Below are 15,213 nucleotides of genomic sequence, written 5' to 3'. Positions count from 1 at the left end.
AGCGGCACACCAGCCAGGACACAGATATAACGACCAACATAAAACAGAGGAAAAATAGATGCTCAATCCTGGAGATAAAGCACCACCCTTTGAGTTACCGGACGCTGACATGCATATCATCAATTCCAATGATTTTTTCGGTAACCAGAACCTGGTGATCTATTTCTATCCGAAAGACGATACCACCGGTTGTACCATTGAGGCATTGGAACTCTCGGACCTGATGGATGAGTTTTCCGCGCTGGATACACAGGTGATCGGCATCAGTCGGGACAACTGCGTCAGCCATGCCGCATTCCGCGATAAACACGGTCTCACCGTGCAGTTGCTGGCGGATACCGAGGGCGAGGTATGCAACGACTATGATGTCTGGCGGGAAAAGGAGAAAAACGGCGAGAAAAGAATGGGCATCCTACGCTCGACGTTTATCATCGACAAAGCGGGTATCATAAGAGAGGCGCTGTATGATGTGAAACCGAAAGGTCACGCAACCCAGGTACTGGAGAAGGTGAAGAAGATCACTTAGGGCCTGTTAACAGGCCCTAAGTGGTTAGCAGCTGAACATGACGTACACGTGAAAATTCGCACTCAGATTCTGATACTGCTGTTTCTCTTTGGTTTCGCACCTTTGACCGCGATGGTAATGACGAATCTGCCATTTGTCCTGGATCGCCTCGAATTTTTCTATCACAAGGCCTATCTGCAGAATCTGCGTGCGGATTTCCGCGATCTCGATGAGCATCTTGCAAGCCGTCACGAGATGTTGCGACTACTGGCGAAACTCCCCGAACCTGGTCTCATCCTGGGACAACGCGACTTGGAAGAGGGACAGGAGCAGATCGATCACGCACGGGTGCGCTACACCAACTGGATCAACCAGATCCTTCGCGACCATCTCGATATATTTCAGATCCTTTTTCTCGATCTTGATGGCAATCCCCGCTTCTGGCTGGAGTTGAATGCCCGGACTCAACAGTGGGAACCGACAATCAAAAAACCGGACATGCCATCCAGGGATTTTTTTCAACACAATATTCTGCAGGAGTATGGACGGGTCGCAGTCAGTAAAATCAGTCTTAACCCTAATGTATCCCATTTAGATCCCAGGCGATTCATGACCTTGCGGATGATCAGTCCGATAATCGGGCCCGACCGTCAGGAGCGAGTGGTTCCATTGGGTGCCGTGGTGGTCAATATCGACGTAGGGGGTATGGCCAGCGCCTACCGCAACACACTTTGGGTCACCAATGATGGCGCTTACCTGGATGAACGTCTCAAGGGAAGCGCCGAACAACGCGCATTTGAGGACTTCTCCGGCCTGCAGGCAATCTTCGACAAGAACAGCCTGGCACTCTGGGAAGGCGGTCAGGGCAGGCAGGTAATCTGGGTTCCGCTCTTCAGCACCGAAGGTTCCGGTCCCTTATGGGTTGGTCGTCCAGTCGATCCCTCACCCCTGCACAAGTTCCGCAATGTTCTGATCATTCGCGTCATGACTATCGTAGTCATTGCCTTGGTTATCCTGTTCATCGTTGCCCGATTTATCGCCATGCGTGCAGAACAGTTCGGTCAAAAGCTACGTGATGGTGTGGGGCGGGTCCTGCGCGAGGATGAAGCGGTAGCGTTTAACTGGAAGGGGTCGCAGGAGATAAAACAGCTGGGGCAGCAGCTGACAGAACTTGCGGAGCATCATTCAAAACAGGCCGGAGCGCAACGCCAGCACGCACGACAACTGGAAGAGTCCAATCGCTACAAATCCCAGTTCCTGGCCAATGTCAGCCATGAACTGCGAACCCCCCTCAACTCCATCCTGTTGTTGTCCAAGATGCTCAATGAGGCGCCCGAGCGTCTGTCCGCTGAACAGACGAGACAGCTGCAGGTCATTCATGAGGCCGGACGCGATCTGCGGGCCCTGATCGACAACATCCTCGATCTGTCGCGAATCGAGGCGGGTAAAGCCAGTATCAGTCTGCAGCAGATCCCCATTAAGCCTCTGGTTTCGGATCTCATCGAAATGGTGAAACCCCAATTCGACGCCAAGGGCCTGCAGCTCTCCCTCGAATATGCACCTTCGCTGCCGGAGAGCATCCTGTCGGATCAGGACAAAGTTCGTCAGATTCTGAAGAATTTCCTCTCCAACGCGCTTAAATTCACCCATCAAGGCGGGGCTAAGGTGCGCGTTTTTATGCAGCCTGAAGTGGATCTTCACCCCCTATGCTTTGCCGTTGAAGACAGCGGTGTCGGGATTCCCACGAGTAAGCACGAGCTGATTTTCGAGGCGTTCAAGCAGGCGGATGGCTCCACCAGCCGGCGTTTCGGCGGTACAGGTCTGGGACTGAGTATCAGCCGTGAGCTGGCTCAACTGCTGGGTGGCGAGATAAGCCTGGAAAGTGAAGAAGGATCCGGGGCCAGATTCACCCTGTGCCTGCCGCTGGAGCTCGATCACAGCGCGCTCTCTTCCCATCAGATCGAATTGCAGGTGACGGAGGAGCCGCAGCTGATGCAGGAAAGGATCCCTACTCTGGCAATCACTTCAATGACGGAACCATCGAAGACACCCTTTGCGGATCAACGCGTCCTGGTCGTGGATGGTGATCTGCAGAGCCTGCTTACACTTACACCGTTGTTGGAGGGCTGGGGATTTGAGGTGACTGCCGCATGTGACGGCCAAGAGGCCATTGATACCCTAAAAGATGATCCGGATTTCAACATTGTCTTGATGGACATCATGATGCTGGAGCAGGATGGCTATGATACGATCAGGCATATACGCAACAAGATGAAGCTCGATACACTCAAAGTGATCGTATTAAGCGCGAAGAATGCGGCGGAAGACCGCAGCCTGTGCCTGGATGCCGGAGCAGATGAAGTTTTAACCAAGCCGGTCTCCCCGGAGAAACTGCAGGCACTTATTAGTGTGCATATAGAGACAGAATGAAGAGATACGCCGGTTTCAAACTCCTGATCGTGGATGACCACGCGCACAACCTGTTCACCCTGCGTACGCTGGTTGAGCGCTACATGGACGTGGAGATCCTGGAGGCCACATCGGGTCAACAGGCTCTCGACATCGCTGTCAGGGAACCCGGTATCGACCTTATCATTCTGGATGTACAGATGCCGGAGATGGACGGTTTTCAGACCGCATCGATGCTGAAAATCCGTAAAAAGACCAAAGACATCCCAATCATCTTCCTTACTGCCGCATTCAAGACCGAAGAGTTCCAGCTCAAGGGTTATGAGGTAGGTGGTGTCGACTATCTGCTGAAACCCATCGATGACAACCAATTGCTGAATAAGATCAGCACCTATTTCAGACTCATCGAAAAAGAACGGGAGCTCAACAAAATCCTGGAACAAAAGGTGGCGGAAAGAACCGCAGAACTGGCTGCCGCCAAACAACACCTCGAAAATATCATAACCTATATGGGTGAGGCGCTGCTGGTGCTCAATCCCGAGGGCGAGATCGAATCCGTCAACCCGACCGCCTGCAAGATGCTTGACTACAGCGAGGCGGATTTACTGCGAATGTCGATCGGCGATGTTTTCGAAGAGGAGGCAGAGGAGCAGGCGGGCGCCTTCTTCGGCACCTGGCTGGAGGCATTGATACGAACCGGAGCCCTGAGCCGAATCGAGGCAAGTTTCATCGCCAAGGACGGTCGGCGTGTTCCGATTCTCTTCTCTCGTACCGCGGTTAAAGACAGTACGGGAAATATCAGCCATATTATATGTATCGCAAAGGATATGACTGGTTATATCCGCGACATGGATGCCGTGCAGAACGCATCCTAAGGAGCTTGAAACAATGAACGAGCCAATCGACCCACACCTGACCGATGAAGAAGATACATCGCTCACCGCCAATGCCCTCAAGGCCATGGCCCATCCGTTGCGGTGGAAGATTCTCTGCTCGCTGGGGGAGAATGAGCTCTCGGTCGGCGAAATCGTAGAACGTACCGGTACGTCACAGAGCAATATCTCTCAACATCTTGAACAGTTGCGAAACAAAAACATCGTGGTATCGCGCAAAGAGGCTAACCGCATCTACTACCGCATTCGCAACCATCAGCTACTGGAGCTGATCGGTATCATGCGGAATGTGCTCTGCCCGGCCAATCTCGACGACCGCTACCCAAGATAGGCAAAGATGAACGACCGCATTATCGACCTGGAGAGTCGTATGGCTTTTCAGGAACAGGCCATACATACCCTCAGTGAAACCCTTATCGAGCAACAACGCACCATCGATTCCCTCGACAGAACCGTAGAGACACTACGTCAACGCCTGCAGGCGCTGGAACCATCACCGCTGCAACCTGGTGAGACTGAACCTCCTCCACCGCACTATTGATGGTATTTTGATTGAGGTCGATTCTAAAAACAGTGCGATAACAGGGATGGTATTTAAACTCAAACAGATTTTACAATACCCTTGACTGTCCAGCTCTCGGCTACTTGGCTTTCTGTTACTGGTCCTGCAGACATCATTCGTGCAAGCCGGTATTTTGGATATCATGACTCAGGCTGCAAAGCAGCATCCCGGCAAAAGCGCGGTTTGCGTCCTGGAGAAAAGAGAAGAATCCCTTTTAACAAGGGCATGGCTTACAGAAGCTGCTGATAAATCCATCGATGTTCAATATTTTATCTGGAGCACCGACAATATCGGGACCTTGGCCAGCGAACACCTGCTCAGTGCCGCCGAACGCGGCGCCAGGATACGGGTCATCGTCGATGACCTCTTGATCGACGCCGAGCAAATAGATGTATAGCGTATTTATCACTTTCTTCGCCGATAAGCATTCTGCGGCCTGTCGAGCAGACCCGCTGAACTTTTACACTCGATTAATTATATCTCCTCGAGATCAGCAGCCGGTGCATAATATTTTATTCCATTTCGACTAAAACCCAGCCATCGTCCGTTCTCGTTCCTAACCTCAAGATTGAAACGAAAGTAACTCCTCGCCGGCATATCAGCCATTTTCTTAGCCGATTTGTCCGGCGAAATATACAAAGCCGTTGGTCTGACCGCTGCATACTTTTTCGATTTTATCGACTGTGTCGCTACACTTGGAATCAGCCGCAGGTTGTTTGCTTGTGTGTAGTATTGACTGCCACCTTTTCTGAAACCCAACCATCGTTCACCATCTATTTCAATTTCCAAGCTGAACTTGTGCACAACATCGGGTTGCATCGTACCCATCGACTGCATACGTGTATCCGGCCTGGTGTACAGGTGCGCCTCGTTTATTATCAAATACTGCTCTGGCGAAATGCGTGTTGCTGCAACTTTCGGGAACATTTCACTCCCTTTTGGCGGCGAAACGTAGCCAACCTTCATTCGGCGTAACAGCTTGCGCGCAGACAAATAACCGCTGACGACCGAACCGTCATCGATCACTATCATTGGTGTGCCGTTGACTGCCAATCTTTTTCCAAACCGGTAGTTTTCTTCCACCGGATTATCACAATCCGCCGGTTTCAACAGCATCCCCATCTTAGCGTTAGTCAGCGCCTTCTTCGGGTTGTCCGCGCAATATACAGAGACATACTTTTTAAAGCTGTCCGATCCAATTCCAGCACGAGGGTATGCGACATAACGAACATCCACACCGGATGCATTCAATGCCGGCACTTCGCTGTGTAGCTTTCTGCAGTAACCGCAATCAATATCTGTAAACACCGTAATGTGGCGCAATTTACCGGTCGATTCGTAGACAATCATCTCGTCTGATGAAATACCATCGGCGAGGTTTTTATACTCAACTGCACTGAGTGCCCATGATGGTGATGTGAATAATATAGAAAATAGAAAACTGGTAACTGCAATGATGCTTTTCATAGCGGGCATATCTCCCTATAAATAATCCGTTGAGTCCATTTCCGCTCTACTATGGTACTACGAAGTATCAACTCAGGATAGCGGATCGAATCAATCCCCGAGGTAGAGATCGACGTCCATCTTAGGGGGCATCTGAAGATGAAAACCCTGGGAAATCAAATTGGCCATCACCAACCTAATATCCTCACGAGCAAGCGTTCGCTGCTCAGTCAAGGTTATCTCCATGACCCGCACTGGATTACCGAAACGCTGCAGCAGGGCTTCGGGCACACAGGAGAAATCATCTTCCCTGGTGATGTACAGGTACATCTCATCCTTGCGGGGGCTACGATAGATCCAGCAGGGCAGCCCGGACTCAGTCACTGTACGTCTTCAATAACGGATGGAATCGACGTCTGATTCAAACGCCAGATATCCCGATTGTACTCCTGGATTGTTCGGTCAGTGGAGAAGCGGCCGCTCTTTGCGCTATTCACTATGCTCATACGGATCCACTGCCTCTGGTCGAGATAGGCTTTTGCCGCCTTTTCCTGAGCGTCGATGTAACTACGGAAATCAGCGGCCGTCATCCAGGGATCGTAGGGATTGCGTATCGACTCGATAACAGGATCGAAAATACCGGGCTCGAACTGGTTGAAGTAGCCACTCTCCAGTAGTTGCATCACCCGTTTAAAATCACTGTCCTGATCGATAATTCGGTTGGGCATATAATGATGGCGCATTGCCTCCACTTCCTCGCTGGTAAGGCCAAATAGAATGAAGTTGGATTCGCCGACCTCTTCGAGGATCTCAATATTGGCACCATCCAGTGTGCCGATTGTCACTGCGCCGTTCATCATAAACTTCATATTGCCGGTACCGGACGCCTCTTTGCCGGCAGTGGAGATCTGCTCCGACAGGTCGCTACCCGGAGCGATCACCTCCATCGCTGAAACCCGGTAATTGGGTAGAAAAGCGACCTTCAATAGATCTCCCACCTGGTAGTCATTGTTCACCACCCTGGCGACACTGTTGACAAGCTTGATGATAAGTTTGGCCATTTGATAACCGGGGGCCGCCTTACCACCGATCAGCACACAGCGCTTGGTCCAGTTTTTTGTGTCACCCGCCTTGATACGATTGTAGAGGTGGATGACATGGAGGATATTCAGTAACTGGCGTTTATACTCATGGATACGCTTCACCTGCACATCAAACATGGCATCACAGTCAAAGCCCACGTTGCAATCGATCTTCACCAAATCCGCCAGGCGCTGCTTGTTCTCCCGTTTCACCTGCTGCCACTTGCGTTGGAATGAGACATTCTCAGCATGGGTTACCAACTGCTCGAGAGCCGGCAGATCAGAGATCCAACCATTGCCTACTGTCTCATCGAGCAGTCGGCGCAGACCCGGGTTGCACGCGGCAAGCCAACGCCTCGGGGTGACGCCGTTGGTTTTATTGTTGAAGCGCTGTGGCCAGAATTCGTAGAAGTCATGGAACAGCCCCTGCTTCAACAACTCGGTATGCAGCGCGGCAACTCCATTGACGGAGAAACTGCCGACGATGGCCAGATAGGCCATACGCACCATCGACGTCTGGCCCTCTTCGATGATCGACATCCGCCGCAAGCGGTCGGTATCGCCCGGCCAGCGCAGGGCCACCTCACTGAGGAAGCGGGCATTGATTTCGTAGATGATCTCCAGCAACCTGGGCAGCAGACACTCGAACAACTTTACCGGCCAGCGCTCAAGCGCCTCGGGCAGAAGCGTATGGTTGGTATAGGCCATGGTGCTGCCGGTAATCATCCAGGCCTGATCCCAAGACAGGCCTTGCTCGTCCATCAGTTGACGCATCAATTCAGCAACAGAGACGCTGGGATGGGTGTCGTTGAGCTGAAAACAGTTCTTGTCGGCGAAATCATCGAAGCTGCCGTGATTCTCCTTCCACTCGCGGATGACATCCTTAATACTCGCGGACGCCAGGAAGTACTGCTGACGCAGCCTCAGTTCCTTGCCATTCTCACTGGCATCGTTCGGGTAGAGCACCATGGTAATGTGCTCAGCATCATTCTTTGCCTCAACCGCCTCGGTATAACTGCCGGCATTGAACTCTTCCAGATTGAATTCATCCGTGGCTGCCGCTTTCCACAAGCGCAGGGTATTGACGGTGCCGTTGCGATAACCGGGCACCGGCAGGTCATAGGGGACTGCCAACACATCCTGGGTATCGACCCAACGTACGGAACCGTTGATATGTTCAGTATGGCCGCAAAATTTTATACGTTGTGTATACTCGGGACGCTCAAGCTCCCAGGGGTTGCCGTCCCGCAGCCAGAGATCGGGATCCTCAATCTGATAGCCGTTGGCAATGTGCTGACGGAACATGCCATATTCATAACGCAGCCCATACCCCCGCACTGGCAGTTCAAGCGTTGCGCAGCTGTCGAGAAAACAGGCGGCGAGACGCCCCAGACCACCATTACCGAGCCCGGCATCGGGTTCACTCCCGCGAATATCATCCAGATTGATACCCAAGTCGATAAATGCCCGGTTGACCTCTTCACTGACGTCCAGATTGAGTATTGCGTTGCTCAGGGTACGCCCCATGAGAAACTCCAGCGAGAGATAGAAGGTACGTTTGCAGTCGTCGTTCTCGTAGGTGGAACGGGTGCGTTTCCAACGCTCAATCAATCGGTCCCGAACCGCCAGCGCCAGGGCTTTATAGGGATAGTGACTGGACGTGCAGTGATCGTCTCGTCCCAGTGTGTGGGCGAAGTAGCGGCGAAAATCGAATGAGATGGCCTCTGCATCCATGCCCAGCGGGGGCAAAGGAGCCAGTGGGTTGCAGGTCTGTTTCTTCGACTCGGCAGCGGAGCTCTCTCTGTTCGGCATAGTGCTCTCCACGAAATTTCGCAACCCGGTGTGCGCCATTCACACCGGTTTTCAGCTAGGGCCTGTTAACACTCATCCAATCGGCCCTAGACATTACCAGCGCGGCAGATCGGTGGTACCCATTAGATATTCATCCACAGCTCTTGCAGCCTGGCGTCCCTCCCGGATCGCCCACACCACCAGGGATTGGCCGCGACGCATATCACCGGCAACGAACACGCCGTCGATGGAAGTCTTATAGGCGTTTGCACCATCCGTATCAGCCTTGATGTTGCCACGACCATCCAGCTCCACACCCAGCTCTTCGATCATGCCTTCATGAACCGGATGGACAAAACCCATTGCCAGGGTCACCAGATCAGCCTTAAGCTCGAACTCGGAATCGGCGACTTCACTCATTTTCCAGCTGCCGTTCTCATCCTTTTCCCATTCAACCTTGACGCATCGCACGCCTGCAAGATTGCCTTCGCCGTCATCGAGGAATGCCTTGGTGGCAACCTGCCACATACGCTCACACCCCTCTTCCTGAGAGCTTGAGGTACGCATTTTATTTGGCCAATTCGGCCAAGTGGTGCCCTTGTTCTCCTTTTCAGGGGGTTGCGGCAGAATCTCCAGCTGGGTGACCGAAGCCGCGCCATGCCGATTGGATGTACCGATACAGTCAGACCCGGTATCACCGCCACCGATGACAACAACATGCTTGCCTTCTGCGGAGATGAAGTTATCCACCTTATCGCCCTGAACACGATGGCTATTACTGCGCAGGAAATCCATCGCAAAATGAACACCATTCAATTCACGCCCGGGCATCGGCAGGTCACGGGGCTTTTCGGAGCCACCGGTCAACAGAATGGCATCAAAGTCATCCAGTAACTGTTTACTGGGAATATCGACACCCACATGGATGCTTGTCTTGAACTCGACTCCTTCTGTCCGCATCTGGGCCATACGGCGATCGATCACCTTTTTATCGAGTTTGAAGTCAGGGATGCCATAGCGTAACAGCCCGCCGATCCGGTTCTGTTTTTCAAACAGCACAACTGCGTGTCCCGCCCTGGCGAGCTGCTGCGCAGCGGCCATCCCTGCCGGCCCGGACCCGACAACCGCAATACGCTTGCCGCTTTTGTGATCGGCGATCTGGGGCTTGACCCAACCCTCGCTCCAGGCCTTCTCGATAATGCTGTACTCGATGGTCTTGATTGTGACTGGCTCATCTTCAAGGTTCAGGGTACAGGCAGCTTCACAGGGTGCAGGACAGATGCGCCCGGTGAATTCAGGAAAGTTATTGGTGCTGTGCAGGACATCGATCGCTGCACGCCAGTCGCCACGGTAGACCAGGTCGTTCCAGTCGGGAATGATATTGTTTACCGGGCATCCTTCATGACAAAAGGGAATGCCGCAGTCCATGCAACGTGCACCCTGCTGGCTGACGTTCTCCTCGCTCAGCGGTATTACGAACTCATTGTAGTGGATGATACGATCCGCTACGGGTGCATAAGTCCTGTCCTGTCGAACAATCTCTTTAAAACCTGTTGGTTTCCCCATCTCTAATGACTCCCCTGACTGGCGGTTGCATCGACGTGTTGTGCCTGCATCTCTTTCAATGCACGTCGATACTCTACCGGCATGACCTTAACAAACTTCGGCAGCATGCTATCCCAGTTATTGAGAATTCGCTTGGCAACCTCCGAATTGGTGTAGTGCAGATGGCGTTCTATCAGCTGCTTCAGGCGCAAAGCATCATAGCGTGTCATATCACGACTGAGATCCACCAGACCGTGGCTCTCCAGGTCTCCCCCCTGGTGATCCAGGGCTTCGAGGGCATCATCCTCCTCCTCGATCGGCTCCAGTTCCACCTGTGCCATATTGCAGCGTTCACTGAAGTCGCCTGTTTCATCCAACACATAGGCGATACCGCCGGACATACCCGCGGCAAAGTTGCGACCGGTAGATCCGAGACAGACCACCACACCGCCGGTCATATATTCACAACCGTGATCACCGACACCTTCTATGACCGCCGTGACACCCGAGTTGCGTACACAGAAGCGCTCCCCGGCGACACCTCGGAAATAACATTCACCGCTGATGCCACCATAGAGCACGGTATTACCGACGATGATATTCTCTTCCGCCTTGCCGATACCGGCATTTTCCGGCGGATAGATTACCAGGCGCCCACCCGAGAGGCCCTTGCCCACGTAATCATTGCCTTCTCCGGCCAGCTCAATGGTGACACCTTTGGCTGCCCAGGCACCGAAGGATTGTCCAGCCGTACCGCTGGCTTTGATATAGATCGTGTCATCCGGCAATCCTTTATGGCCGTACCTTTCCGCCACCCTGCCAGACAACATGGTGCCGAAGGTTCGATTGTAGTTATGGATATCGATCTCAATCTTCACAGCCTCACCTTTTTCCAGGGCAGGTTGAGCGCGTTTGATCAGCTCAAGGTCCATGGCCCTGTCGAGTCCATGATCCTGCGTTTCGCAGTTGAACAGAGCAACATCCGGTCCCGCTTGCGGTTTAGCCAGCAAACGACTGTAGTCGAGCCCCTTAGCTTTCCAATGATTGATCGCCTTACGCATGTCGAGGCGGTCGCTCTGACCAACCATTTCATTCCAGGTCCTGAAACCGAGTTCCGCCATCAGCCTGCGTGCCTCTTCGGCGACAAAGAAGAAGTAGTTGATGACATGCTCAGGCTTGCCGGTGAAACGCTTGCGTAACTCCGGATCCTGGGTGGCAATGCCCACCGGACAGGTGTTGAGATGACATTTCCGCATCATCAGACATCCCTCGGCAATCAAGGGCGCAGTGGCGAAACCGATCTCATCAGCCCCGAGCATGGCTGCGACAACCACATCCCGGCCGGTTCGCATACCCCCGTCAGCCTGAACCGAAATGCGCCCACGCAGCCTGTTCAGCACCAGAGTCTGGTGGGTCTCAGCCAAGCCGATCTCCCAGGGCGAACCGGCATGCTTGATCGAGGTCAGCGGACTGGCGCCGGTGCCACCGTCATAACCCGAAATCGTCACATGGTCCGCATGGGCCTTGGAGACACCCGCGGCAACGGTTCCGACGCCCACCTCCGAGACCAGCTTGACCGAGATACGCGCGTTGGGATTAACGTTTTTCAGATCATGAATCAGCTGTGCCAAATCCTCGATGGAATAGATATCGTGGTGAGGCGGCGGTGAGATCAGGCCCACCCCTGGCGTGGAGTGACGCACCCGGGCAATCTGCTGATTGACCTTGTGACCTGGTAGCTGCCCACCTTCACCAGGCTTGGCACCCTGCGCCATCTTGATCTGGATATCATCCGAGTTGACAAGATACTCGGTGGTCACACCGAATCGGCCGGATGCAACCTGCTTGATGGCCGATCGTTCGGGATTCCTGCTGCCGTCCTCAAGAGGATTGAAACGCTCCGGTTCCTCACCACCCTCGCCGGTATTGGATTTACCGCCGATAGCGTTCATCGCCTTGGCCAGGGTCGAGTGGGCCTCGTAGGATATCGAGCCGAAGGACATGGCGCCGGTGGCGAATCGCTTGACAATCTCGCTTGCAGGCTCCACTTCGTCCAGAGACAGGGGCTGCTCCACCCGCTTGAACTCGAAAAGGCCCCTAAGCGTCAACAGAATCTCGTTCTGGCTATTGATCGCATCGGCAAAGGACTGATAGGTGTCCCAATCATTACTGCGCACCGCATGCTGTATTTTTGCGATGGTGTCCGGTGTCCAGTTGTGATCTTCACCCCGCAATCTGTAGGCATAGTCGCCACCCACATCGAGATGCTTCTTGTATATCAGCTGATCGCCATAGGCCTTGTCGTGCCATTTGACCGCCTCAGAGGCGATCTCATTCAGGTCGGCACCCTCGATAGTCGTTGTGGTACCGGTAAAATAGGCATCGATGAAGTTGCTGGAAAGACCCACCGCATCAAAGATCTGCGCGCCGCAATAGGATTGATAGGTTGAAATGCCCATCTTGGACATGACCTTTTTCAGACCCTTGCCCACCGCTTTGATATAGCGTCTCTGGGCTTCGGCAAACGCCAGCGGCTCGCTCAAGGAGGGTAACAGCGCCTGAATCGTATCGAAGGCCAGGTAGGGGTTGACTGCCTCTGCGCCATAACCCGCCAGGGTGGCGAAGTGGTGTACTTCCAGGGCTGAACCGGTTTCGATCACCAGACCCGATTCTGTCCGCAGGCCTTTGCGTATCAGGTGATGATGCACAGCCGAAGTGGCTAGCAGTGCCGGTATGGCGATATTATCCGCATCCACCCTGCGATCAGACAGAATCAGGATATTGTAACCCTCTCGCACGTTCTGCTCTGCCATCTCACAGAGCCTTGTAAGTGCCGGCTTCATCCCCTCGACACCGCTCATTGATGGATAGACGATATTCAGGGTTTTGGTTCTGAAAGCGCCACCGGTGTTGTCTTCGATATGGCGTATGCGCTCCAGATCCTCATTGGTCAGCACCGGTTGTGAGACCTCCAATCGCATGTGATCGCCGGCATCCGCCATATTCAACAGATTCGGCCTGGGCCCGATCAGACTGACCAGTGACATCACCAGTTCTTCCCGGATCGGATCAATGGGCGGATTGGTCACCTGGGCAAAGTTCTGCTTGAAATAGGTCGACAGGTGTTTGGCCCGCAGGGAAAGTACAGAAGGTGGATTATCCGCCCCCATGGAACCAGTCGCCTCCTGTCCCGTCAACACCATCGGTGTCAGGAGAAATTTTATATCCTCCTGGCTATAGCCAAAGGCCTGCTGTGCATCGAGCAGGTCCTCGTCATCAGGGGCCATCGGGGCCACATCAGAGGGCAGTGAATCGAGATGGATCTGGGTTTGATCCAGCCAATCCTGATAGGGTTTGGCGGTGGCGAGCTCGGCTTTGATCTCGCCATCGTCGATAATGCGTCCCTGTTCCAGGTCGATGAGGAACATCTTGCCCGGCTGCAGGCGCCATTTTTTTACGATTTTCTCTTCCGGTATGTCCAGCACACCCATCTCGGAGGCCATAACCACCAGATCATCGTCAGTAATCAGGTAACGGGCGGGACGCAGACCGTTGCGATCCAGGGTTGCGCCAATCTGACGGCCATCGGTAAATGCCACGGCTGCCGGGCCATCCCAGGGCTCCATCAACGCAGCATGAAATTCATAGAAGGCACGCCGCTGATTATCCATCAATTTGTTGCCGCCCCAGGCTTCAGGGATCAGCATCATCATGGCATTGGCCAGCGAATAGCCGCCGGCAACCAGTAACTCCAGTGCATTGTCGAAACAGGCCGAGTCGGATTGACCCTCCGGGATCAATGGCCAGATCTTCTCCAGATCCTCACCCAGGACCTCGGAGGCCATGGAATTCTTACGCGCTCGCATCCAGTTGACATTGCCGCGCAGGGTATTGATCTCCCCATTGTGCGCAATCATGCGAAATGGGTGGGCCAGATCCCAGGTCGGGAAGGTGTTGGTGGAAAATCGCTGATGCACCAGGGCCAGGGCCGACTGCATGCGCTCATCCTGCAGATCGAGATAGTATTCACCGACCTGGTTTGCCAGAAGCATCCCCTTGTAGACCAGAGTCCTGGATGAGAATGAAGTGAAGTAGAAGCTACTACCTCCCTCCATTTCAGCCTGCCTGATTCGATTCTCGATCTGTTTGCGGATTACAAACAACTTACGCTCGAAGACATCCTGATCTTTGCAATTATCGCCACGGGCAACGAAAACCTGTCGCACCCCAGGCTCAGTGGGAATAACGCTTTCACCCAAGCCACTGTTTTTGACCGGCACATCACGCCAGCCGATCAGTCGTTGCCCTTCGTTCGCGATGAAGGACTCGATAGTCTCTTCACACTCGTCACGGCTTGCTGCATTTTGCGGTAAGAAAACCATGCCAATGGCATAGTCACCTTCCGGCGGCAACTCGAAATCAACCACACCACGGAAAAAGGCATCGGGAATCTGCAGCAGTATACCTGCCCCATCGCCAGCTTTTGGATCGGCCCCGACAGCACCACGGTGGGTAAGGCGATCAAGTATTTCCAGGCCCTGGCGTACCGTATCGTGGCTTTTCACACCTTTGATATTGGCAACAAATCCAACACCACAGGCGTCATGTTCATTGGCGGGATCATATAGTCCCTGTTTCGGTGGTAAAGCACCATGGCTCATTACGCAAACCTCATTTAACACGCCCCAGTTTGGCCGACACCGCACCGAGGGTTATGCAATAACCTGATCAAGGAGTACACAGCAACCCGTCAGGTCGCTGGCTTACATCAAGTGGCCTCGACCGGTCATAATCCTGAAGGAGTGTGGAGCAGTCGCGGTCGAAGCACTCGAAGACACAGAACATCGTAGGATACTTGAGAATCTCCTCTCAAGCTAGTTCTGAATCGGATCACGGCCGTTAAAGGATCGATCCAGGCGTATCACAATCAACCTAGATCACCATGACCGCCAGACTTGCAGACAATTGCAATAATATCAA

The 15,213-nt window shown here is 53.4% G+C and carries 11 protein-coding genes; 6 read left to right on the top strand and 5 right to left on the bottom strand.

What is annotated here, in order from left to right:
- Positions 1-58 precede the first annotated feature (58 nt).
- From CODIS_RS02245 to CODIS_RS02220, 6 genes are all read left to right on the top strand, one after another.
- Positions 59-526 carry a peroxiredoxin gene (locus CODIS_RS02245; RefSeq protein WP_069121100.1) on the top strand — a complete coding sequence of 156 codons (468 nt, stop codon included), beginning with the start codon at positions 59-61 and terminating at the stop codon, positions 524-526.
- 48 nt (positions 527-574) lie between these two features.
- Positions 575-2,935: an ATP-binding protein gene (locus tag CODIS_RS02240; RefSeq protein ID WP_069121099.1), complete on the top strand. Its 2,361-nt coding sequence runs from the start codon at positions 575-577 to the stop codon at positions 2,933-2,935.
- On the top strand, positions 2,932-3,789 hold the full coding sequence (locus CODIS_RS02235) for a response regulator (protein ID WP_069121098.1): 858 nt from the start codon (positions 2,932-2,934) through the stop codon (positions 3,787-3,789). The genes CODIS_RS02240 and CODIS_RS02235 overlap by 4 nt, the downstream gene beginning before the upstream one ends.
- Before the next feature lie 13 nt (positions 3,790-3,802).
- A complete protein-coding gene (locus CODIS_RS02230) occupies positions 3,803-4,138 on the top strand; it encodes an ArsR/SmtB family transcription factor (protein WP_069121097.1) in 336 nt (111 codons plus the stop codon).
- A 6-nt stretch (positions 4,139-4,144) separates the two neighbouring features.
- Positions 4,145-4,348 (top strand): SlyX family protein, encoded by a 204-nt coding sequence (locus tag CODIS_RS02225; RefSeq protein ID WP_069121096.1) that lies wholly within the window; start codon positions 4,145-4,147, stop codon positions 4,346-4,348.
- A gap of 139 nt (positions 4,349-4,487) precedes the next feature.
- On the top strand, positions 4,488-4,766 hold the full coding sequence (locus tag CODIS_RS02220) for a phospholipase D-like domain-containing protein (RefSeq protein WP_069121095.1): 279 nt from the start codon (positions 4,488-4,490) through the stop codon (positions 4,764-4,766).
- 77 nt (positions 4,767-4,843) lie between these two features.
- On the opposite strand, the gene CODIS_RS02215 is transcribed toward CODIS_RS02220, so the two are convergent.
- From CODIS_RS02215 to gltB, 5 genes are all read right to left on the bottom strand, one after another.
- Positions 4,844-5,836: a thioredoxin fold domain-containing protein gene (locus CODIS_RS02215; protein ID WP_069121094.1), complete on the bottom strand. Its 993-nt coding sequence runs from the start codon at positions 5,834-5,836 to the stop codon at positions 4,844-4,846.
- Positions 5,837-5,926: 90 nt separating this feature from the next.
- Positions 5,927-6,199, bottom strand: a complete 273-nt coding sequence (locus tag CODIS_RS02210; protein ID WP_083220504.1) for a YcgL domain-containing protein — start codon at positions 6,197-6,199, stop codon at positions 5,927-5,929.
- Positions 6,196-8,709 (bottom strand): glycogen/starch/alpha-glucan phosphorylase, encoded by a 2,514-nt coding sequence (locus CODIS_RS02205; RefSeq protein WP_069121093.1) that lies wholly within the window; start codon positions 8,707-8,709, stop codon positions 6,196-6,198. Before CODIS_RS02205 ends, CODIS_RS02210 begins: the two co-directional genes overlap by 4 nt.
- A 93-nt stretch (positions 8,710-8,802) precedes the next feature.
- Positions 8,803-10,254, bottom strand: coding sequence for a glutamate synthase subunit beta (locus CODIS_RS02200; RefSeq protein WP_069121092.1), 1,452 nt, complete (start codon positions 10,252-10,254; stop codon positions 8,803-8,805).
- Positions 10,255-10,256: 2 nt separating this feature from the next.
- Positions 10,257-14,894, bottom strand: coding sequence for a glutamate synthase large subunit (gene gltB, locus CODIS_RS02195; RefSeq protein WP_069121091.1), 4,638 nt, complete (start codon positions 14,892-14,894; stop codon positions 10,257-10,259).
- Between the last annotated feature and the right edge of the window lie 319 nt (positions 14,895-15,213).

Origin of the sequence: Candidatus Thiodiazotropha endolucinida (genome assembly GCF_001715975.1) — a bacterium.
Classification (GTDB): Bacteria; Pseudomonadota; Gammaproteobacteria; order Chromatiales; family Chromatiaceae; genus Thiodiazotropha; species Thiodiazotropha endolucinida.
This window is presented reverse-complemented; position numbering and strand designations above follow the sequence as displayed.